General features: G+C 63.0%; 8 protein-coding genes. 2 read left to right on the top strand and 6 right to left on the bottom strand.

What is annotated here, in order from left to right; translation table 11 throughout:
• The 4 genes from H928_RS29415 to H928_RS0122665 all read right to left on the bottom strand — a co-directional run.
• Positions 1-513: AzlC family ABC transporter permease (locus H928_RS29415; RefSeq protein ID WP_043341648.1), on the bottom strand; the 513-nt coding region annotated here is incomplete at its 3' end.
• Between the two features lie 140 nt (positions 514-653).
• Positions 654-1190 carry a GAF domain-containing protein gene (locus tag H928_RS0122675; RefSeq protein WP_021028549.1) on the bottom strand — a complete coding sequence of 179 codons (537 nt, stop codon included), beginning with the start codon at positions 1188-1190 and terminating at the stop codon, positions 654-656.
• Positions 1187-2545: an MFS transporter gene (locus H928_RS0122670; protein ID WP_027011290.1), complete on the bottom strand. Its 1359-nt coding sequence runs from the start codon at positions 2543-2545 to the stop codon at positions 1187-1189. Before H928_RS0122670 ends, H928_RS0122675 begins: the two co-directional genes overlap by 4 nt.
• Positions 2546-2569: 24 nt before the next feature.
• A complete protein-coding gene (locus H928_RS0122665; protein WP_021028547.1) occupies positions 2570-3802 on the bottom strand; it encodes an amidohydrolase family protein in 1233 nt (410 codons plus the stop codon).
• A 137-nt stretch (positions 3803-3939) separates the two neighbouring features.
• On the opposite strand from H928_RS0122665, the gene H928_RS29410 reads away from it, so the two are divergent.
• On the top strand, positions 3940-4845 hold the full coding sequence (locus H928_RS29410) for a LysR substrate-binding domain-containing protein (protein ID WP_021028546.1): 906 nt from the start codon (positions 3940-3942) through the stop codon (positions 4843-4845).
• A 69-nt stretch (positions 4846-4914) separates the two neighbouring features.
• On the top strand, positions 4915-5307 hold the full coding sequence (locus H928_RS0122655) for a low affinity iron permease family protein (protein ID WP_021028545.1): 393 nt from the start codon (positions 4915-4917) through the stop codon (positions 5305-5307).
• Positions 5308-5351: 44 nt separating this feature from the next.
• Here H928_RS0122655 and ykgO read toward each other — a convergent pair whose 3' ends face one another.
• Complete coding sequence (gene ykgO / locus H928_RS0122650) at positions 5352-5501, bottom strand: type B 50S ribosomal protein L36 (RefSeq protein WP_021028544.1); 150 nt, start codon at positions 5499-5501, stop codon at positions 5352-5354.
• Positions 5502-5613: 112 nt separating this feature from the next.
• Positions 5614-6681 (bottom strand): SDR family oxidoreductase, encoded by a 1068-nt coding sequence (locus H928_RS0122645; protein ID WP_021028543.1) that lies wholly within the window; start codon positions 6679-6681, stop codon positions 5614-5616.
• Positions 6682-6870 lie beyond the last annotated feature (189 nt).

Here is a 6870-nt window from a genome sequence, read left to right as displayed (position 1 = left end):
GGCGGCTACGGCTGCGCCGTCCAGGCCCCAGCGCCCCGGGTCGCCCAGGGCATTGCCCAGCAAGGCGCCCGCGGCGGTGAACAGGTTCCACAGCAGGTAGACGCCCACGCCGGCGGTCCAGAAACCGCGCTTTTGCTCGGCTTTGTCGGTTTGCCCCAGCGCGGTGGCCGCAGATTCATCAATCGTCAGCTGCGCCGACAGCAGGCGCGCCAGGCCGCGCGGGCCCAGCAAGGCGGCCATCTGCATGCCGTAGACCGCATTGCGCACGCCCAGCAGGCTGGCCGCGCCCAGCGCTGCAGCCCCGGCACCACCACCCGCGACCACGCCAACAAACGCAAACTGCGAGCCACCGGTAAACATCAGCAGGCTCAAGGCGCAGGTCTGCCAGACCGACAGGCCTGCTGCCACGCCCAGTGCGCCAAAAGAGATGCCGTACAAACCGGTGGCCACGCTGATCGACACGCCCATGCGCACGGCGGGCGACGACCACCACCCTGAACTGTTAGAAGCCATGGGCGGCGATTGTAGAGGCTGGTGCGCGGCGCGCAGGCCAGTTGCGCGCCGCTGGGACGCATGGGGCACAGGCCACAAAAAAGCCCGCAGGGACTTTGTCCTTGCGGGCCCAGGGCACCTGGCATTGGTAAGCCAGACGCTCAGACGCTTTGCAAACTGGTGCTGTCAATGCCCCGCGCCGCCTCGCGTGCAGTCTCGCGGGCCGAGGCCAGGGCCGGCACGCAAACACCGGCCACCAGGTGGATCAGGGCCTCGGGCACCGCGTTGTAGGCGCCACGCGGGCCCAGGATATTGATGGAGCCCAGCACCTCCCCGCCGTACCAGACGGGGATGTTCAGCACCGCATGCAGGCCCCGGGCAACCAGGTCCTCGGCTTCGGAAAACACGGTGCGGATGTCGGCCTCATCCCGCCCGATATAGGGCAGGCCCTGGTCCAGCACCCGGCCCGACCAGGGGCCCTTGCCGGTGGCCTTGAAGCCGCCCAGCGGGCTGATGGCCTCGTTGGACGAGTAGATGCGGCGCATCAGCTTTTCCTGCTGCAGGTAGACCAGGCCGGTCAGCAGGCCGTAGCCAAACAGCTGCTGGCAGGCCTCGGCAATAGCGGCCCAGTGGCGCTCGGCCTCGCTGCTCTGGCCCAAGGTGTGGGCCAGGCGGCCCAGGACATGGGTGGTGCTCATTGCTGAATCCCTTCCAGGGACACGCCATGGGTGTTCTTGCCAAACAGCAAGATGCCCATGCCGCCAACAAACAGCACGCCGGTCATCAGCGCAAACACGCCGCCAAAGCCCAGCACCGGGTAGGCCGCCCCCACGATGGTGGGCGAGGCAATCGAGCCGATACGCGCCAGCGCCGAGGCCGTTCCCATGCCGGTGGCACGGATGGAGGTCGGGTAGATCTCCGAGGTGTAGGTGTACTGGCCGGCAATCACGCCGTTCATGCCAAAGGACAGCAGCATGCTCAGCAGGATGATTTCCTGGTCGGCACCGGCAAAGGCCAGGCCCAGGGCAGCCAGGCAGGACACCAGCATATAGGCCAGGATGGTGTATTTGCGGCCGATCTTGTCGTTCAGGTAGGCAGCCGAGTAGTAGCCGGGGATCTGCGCCAGGTAGATCAGGATGGTGAAGGAGAAGCTCTTGGTGACCGCAAAGCCGCGCGCCACCAACAGGCTCGGAATCCAGACCAGGAAGGCGTAGTAGCAGAACATCACCGTGATCCAGAACACCCAGACCACCAAGGTGGTTTGCAGGTACTGGGGCTTGACCAAGGTAGCCAGCTTGGCCCAGGCGCCTTGCACGGCAGCGTCGGCGGCCTTGGCAGCCAGGCTCATCTTCACCGGCTCGGGAAGCGGCTTGCCGCTGCTGTGCTTGACCTGTTCTTCAATGGCGGTGCAGATGCGGCTGGCCTCTTCATGGCGGCCCATTTCTTCGAGCCAACGGGGCGACTCGAACAGCGCGCGGCGCATCCACAGCAGGAACACCACCGGCACCGAGGCGATGACCATGATCCAGCGCCAGCCATCGTCGCTCATCGGCACGATGAAATACCCCAGCAGCGCCGACATGACAAAGCCAAAGGAGAAAAAGCCCGCCAGCGCACCGGTAAAGCGCCCCCGGTAGCGGCTGCTGACAAACTCGGCCAGGTAAGGCGCGACGATGGCGCCCTCGGCCCCCATGCCCACACCGGCAATCATGCGCAGAATGTAGAACTCATGGAAGTTGGTAGCAAAGGCATTGATGAAGGTGGCCACGCAAAACAGCACCAGCGCCCACATCATCACGACCTTGCGGCCAAAGCGGTCGCCCAGCATGCCCGAGAGCAGAGCGCCCACCAGAAAGCCGACATAGGTGCTGCTGGCAATCCAGCCTGTCTGAATGCCGGTCAAACCCCATTGTTCGCGCAGCGACGGCAGGATGAAGGCGATGATGCCCGCATCCAGCGCCTCAAAGGCCAGGCCCAGGCCGCCAATGATGAGCAAGGTGAAATGGAAGCGGCTGAAAGGCAGCCGCTCCAGACGTTCGGAAGCGTTATACATATTGTTGTTCTCGCTCAAAGCCCATCAGCAGGCGTTCTTGTGGATGAAGCCGTCGCGCATGATCAGCTTGATCGCCGTGTCATGCTGGGTCAGCACCGAGACATCTTCCAGCGGGTTGCCGTCGACCAGCAGCAAATCCGCATAGGCACTCTCCACCACTTCGCCCAGCAGGCCTTCGTGGTTCAGAATCTCGGCGCCGATCAGGGTGGCCTGCTGCACCACCTTGGCGTGGCCCAGCACCTTGGCGCGCAGCACCAGCTCGTCCGATTGCATGTAGTGCGTCTCGCCCAGCAAATCGCTGCCAAAACCCATCTTCACGCCGGCGGCGTCCAGCACTTCCAGCGCCTTGAGGCCGTTGGTGCGCACCTTGGCAATCTTTTGCACCGACTCGTCGGGCAGGCCGTACTTGGCGCCGTCGTTGGCCAGGCCTTCGTAGGTGATCAGGGTCGGCACCATGTAGGCGCCCTTTTCCTGCATCAGCTTGGCGGTGGGCTCATCGACCAGGTTGCCGTGCTCGATGGTGCGCACGCCGCACTCGATGGCACGGGTGATGGCCTGGGGCGTATACGCATGGGCCATCACATAGGTGTTCGCATTGTGGGCCTCTTCGACGATGGCGGTCAGCTCCGACACCGAAAAGCCCAGGTTGTTGATCGGATCGTTGGGCGAGGCGACGCCGCCCGAGGCCATCACCTTGATCTGGGTGGCGCCCTTCAGGATCTCTTCACGCACCGCCAGGCGGCAGGCATCGACGCCATCGACCACCTTGCCGATATTGCCGATCTTGTAGGCGCAGGAGCAGGGGTCGAGCGTGTCATTGCGCGCCCGGAAATCACCATGGCCGCCGGTTTGCGACAGCGCCTTGCCAGCGCAGAACAAGCGCGGGCCGGCCACCTGGCGCGTACGCACGCCTTCGGCCAGCGCCCAGTCGGCACCGCCGGCATCGCGCACCGAGGTAAAGCCCCGGTCGATCATGCCCTTCATGATGGGCAGCGCGCGCAGCAGCGCCAGCGCATTGGGCAGATTGGCAACCGCACCCAGGTTGAAGCCCGAGGCCATCACGTGCACATGGCAGTCGATCAGGCCGGGCATCAAAGTCATCCCCTTGGCATCGATGACGGTGGCGTCCAGCACCTCAAAGTCTTCGGCACTGATCTTTTCGATCAGACCGTTGCGCACCAAAATGGTATGAGTAGAAGTCAATACGAGATTCCGGGTGTCCAGAATCTTGGCATTGCGGATCAGGGTGGATTGCATAATTGGTTGTGGCGTTCACAGCGCCATGGTTGCCTCTAATGCCCCGAACTCTAGCCAAGCTGCAACAATATGTGGCAATGACATGACGTCATGCATCTGCCAATTCTTCCTACCATCATGAGTGGAGCTCATACCCCATGCGCCGACGCTGCCCCACGATCTCCGAGCTGAATGCCTTTTTGCTGTCGGCGCAGCACCTGTCGTTTTCCAAGGCCGCCAAGGAGCTGTTCGTCACGCAAAGCGCCATCAGCCGCCACATTGCGGGCCTGGAGGCCTACCTGGGCCACCCGCTGTTCATGCGCCGCAGCCATGGCTTGGCGCTGACCCATATTGGCGAGAACTACCTCAAACTCGTGCGCCCGGCGATGGAATCGCTCGAACGCGCCACCACCCAGGTCATCTCCACCGCGCAGAACGCCCATCTGCTCAGCCTGTCGGTTGCGCCCACCTTTGCCGCCAACTGGCTGTTTCCCCGGCTGGAGAGCTTTCGCGTCCGCAACCCGCACATCGCCATCCACTTTGTGCGCTACAGCACCACCGATAGCGCCGAGACCGGCGATGGCTTCGATGCCTCCATCCAGTACGGCTACGGCGACTGGCCGATTGCCGATGCCCAGTACCTGATCGGGCGCGAGACCAGCATCGTCTGCTCACCCAGCTACCTGCAGCAGCACCCGATTGCGCACTTCAACGACCTCAAGCAGTGCAGCCTGCTGCAGCATATCGAGCTGCCCACCTCCTGGGACGACTGGTTCACCGCCTATGCCGGCCCCTATGAAGGCGCACGCATCGGCCCGGGCTTCAACCTCTTCACCCTCATCATCCAGGCGGCCATTGGCGGCCTGGGCGTTGCCTTGGTCCCCAGTTGCCTGCTGCAGGAGTCGCTGGCATCGCACAAGCTGGTGGAGCCCTTTGGCCAGCGCTTTGAAAGCCCACTGGGCTACTACCTCTGCGCCCCCACCTGGCGCAGCGATATGGAAAGCTACCAGCGCTTTGGCGAATGGCTGCAGCAGGAATGCCGCCACCCTCCTACAGCCACTTGATCTGCAGCGGCACCCTGGCCGCTCCCCTTGCTTCTATGCTGGACCCCATCCCTGAACGAAGGAGTCCCTGTGAAGACCCACCATTCCCCTTTCAACAAAATCGCCCGCTCGGTTGCCAAGTTCAGCGGCCACCCCGTCTGCTTTGTCGGCGCCCTCGCGGTCATCGTGCTCTGGGCCCTCAGTGGCCCGGTCTTTGGCTTCAACGACACCTGGCAGCTGGTGATCAACACCGGCACCACCATCATCACCTTCCTGATGGTGTTCCTGATCCAGCCCACCCAGAACAGCGACACCGAGGCCATGCAGATCAAGCTCGATGAGCTCATCCGCGCGATCGAACCGGCCCGCAACCGCATGCTCTCGCTCGAAGAGCTGGACGAAGACGAGCTGGATGCGCTGCGCAAGGAGTTCGACATCCTGGCCGACAAAGCCCGCCAGGCCGAGGAAGCCAAGCGGGACTGACAGCACCCGCTAGAGTCGGTTGTGGGCCGATCAGCCCACCCCACTCAACCCTTGTGCTTGTTCTTAGCCCCGCCCTGGCGCGCCTTGAAGCGCGGGTTCGACTTGCAGATCACATAGATGCGGCCACGGCGCTTGACCACCTGGCAATCACGGTGGCGCTTCTTGGCTTCTTTGAGCGAGGACAGGACTTGCATGGCAGAGCTTCTCCAAAACGGGAACAGAAGCAGAAATGATAATGCATTCTCATTATCATTTCAACCCCATCCGCTGAGATCGAGGTAAAGCGCTGCATCCGCAAGCCTTCGTTCAGGATTCGCCGACGCTCCCCGTCACCGGCAACACAATGCCGGAGATATAGCTGGAGCAGGCCTGCGAGGCCAAAAACACATAGGCGGGGGCCAGCTCCTCGGGCTGCGCGGGCCGGCCCATTTGCGTGTCAGCGCCAAACTTGCGCAGGTCCTCGGGGTTTTTATCGGCCGGGTTCAGCGGCGTCCAGACCGGGCCCGGGGCCACCGCATTCACCCGAATGCCGTGCTCCATCAGGTTCTGCGCCAGCGCTTTGGTAAACGCATGGATGGCGCCCTTGGTCGCAGAGTAGTCCAGCAATTGCTTGCTGCCGCGCAGGCCGGTGACCGAGCCGGTGTTCACAATCGCATCGCCCCGCTGCAGGTACGGAATGGCGGCCTTGACCATGTGGAAGTAGCCAAAGATATTGGTGCGAAAGGTCTCGTCCAGCCGCTCGGTGTTCAGGTCCTCAATATCGGCCGCATGCTGCTGGAACGCGGCATTGTTGACCAGCACATTGAGCGCGCCAAATTTTTTCAGCACCTGCTTGACGGCCTTGTCGCAAAACTGCGGGTCCTGCACATTGCCGGAGATTGCCAGGCTCTGCTGGCCCTCGTCCTCGATCAGGCGGCAGGTTTCTTTCGCATCGTCGTGCTCATTGAGGTAGAGGATCGCCACATTCGCGCCCTCGCGGGCAAACAGCACGGCCACCGCCCGGCCAATGCCCGAGTCGCCGCCGGTGATCACCGCCGTCTTGCCCTCGAGCTTGCCGCTGCCCCGGTAGTTGTCTGCCAGGTAGAGCGGCTGCAGATCCAGCGCCTTCTCATGCCCGGGTTTGGCCAGCTTCTTGCCGGACATCGGCGGCGTGGGCACGGCGTGGCCGGGGCCGGGTGCCGTCTTCTTGCTGCTTGTACCGTCTTTGCTGCGCTTGGTTTTTGGGGACGCCTTGGCCGCCTTGTCCCGGGCATCATTGCGGGTTTGCGCTTGCTGGATGCGCTGCTGCGCAGCTACCACCTCCGCGACCGAGCGCTTTTCTGGCGAAGGCTTCTTGCTGGCGCGCTTTTTGGATTTGCTGGTGGATGGACTCATGCTGAAACTCCTTGGGTCTTGAACTTCAAAAAACAAAACGACATATGAACGAACGGGACGCTGCGGCAAACCGCTGCTACATCAACCTCGACAGCCCTACATGCACTTACCCGCTGACAAGCTTGTCCGACATACGGCCGCCGCAGCGCGCAGTACAAACAAGGCAGAAAGGAGGCCGCCATGCCAACC

The organism is Comamonas sp. B-9, from assembly GCF_000410635.1.
GTDB lineage: Bacteria > Pseudomonadota > Gammaproteobacteria > Burkholderiales > Burkholderiaceae_C > Comamonas.
The sequence above is the reverse complement of the archived record's forward strand: the minus strand, read 5'-3'. Positions and strand labels throughout refer to the sequence as shown.

Excerpts from the sequence above, each read along its gene's own strand:
- H928_RS0122665 (WP_021028547.1), bottom strand. The coding sequence starts at position 3,802 with ATGCAATCCACCCTGATCCGCAATGCCAAGATTCTGGACACCCGGAAT.
- H928_RS0122675 (WP_021028549.1), bottom strand. The coding sequence starts at position 1,190 with ATGAGCACCACCCATGTCCTGGGCCGCCTGGCCCACACCTTGGGCCAG.
- H928_RS29410 (WP_021028546.1), top strand. The coding sequence starts at position 3,940 with ATGCGCCGACGCTGCCCCACGATCTCCGAGCTGAATGCCTTTTTGCTG.
- H928_RS0122645 (WP_021028543.1), bottom strand. The coding sequence starts at position 6,681 with ATGAGTCCATCCACCAGCAAATCCAAAAAGCGCGCCAGCAAGAAGCCT.
- H928_RS0122670 (WP_027011290.1), bottom strand. The coding sequence starts at position 2,545 with ATGTATAACGCTTCCGAACGTCTGGAGCGGCTGCCTTTCAGCCGCTTC.
- ykgO (WP_021028544.1), bottom strand. The coding sequence starts at position 5,501 with ATGCAAGTCCTGTCCTCGCTCAAAGAAGCCAAGAAGCGCCACCGTGAT.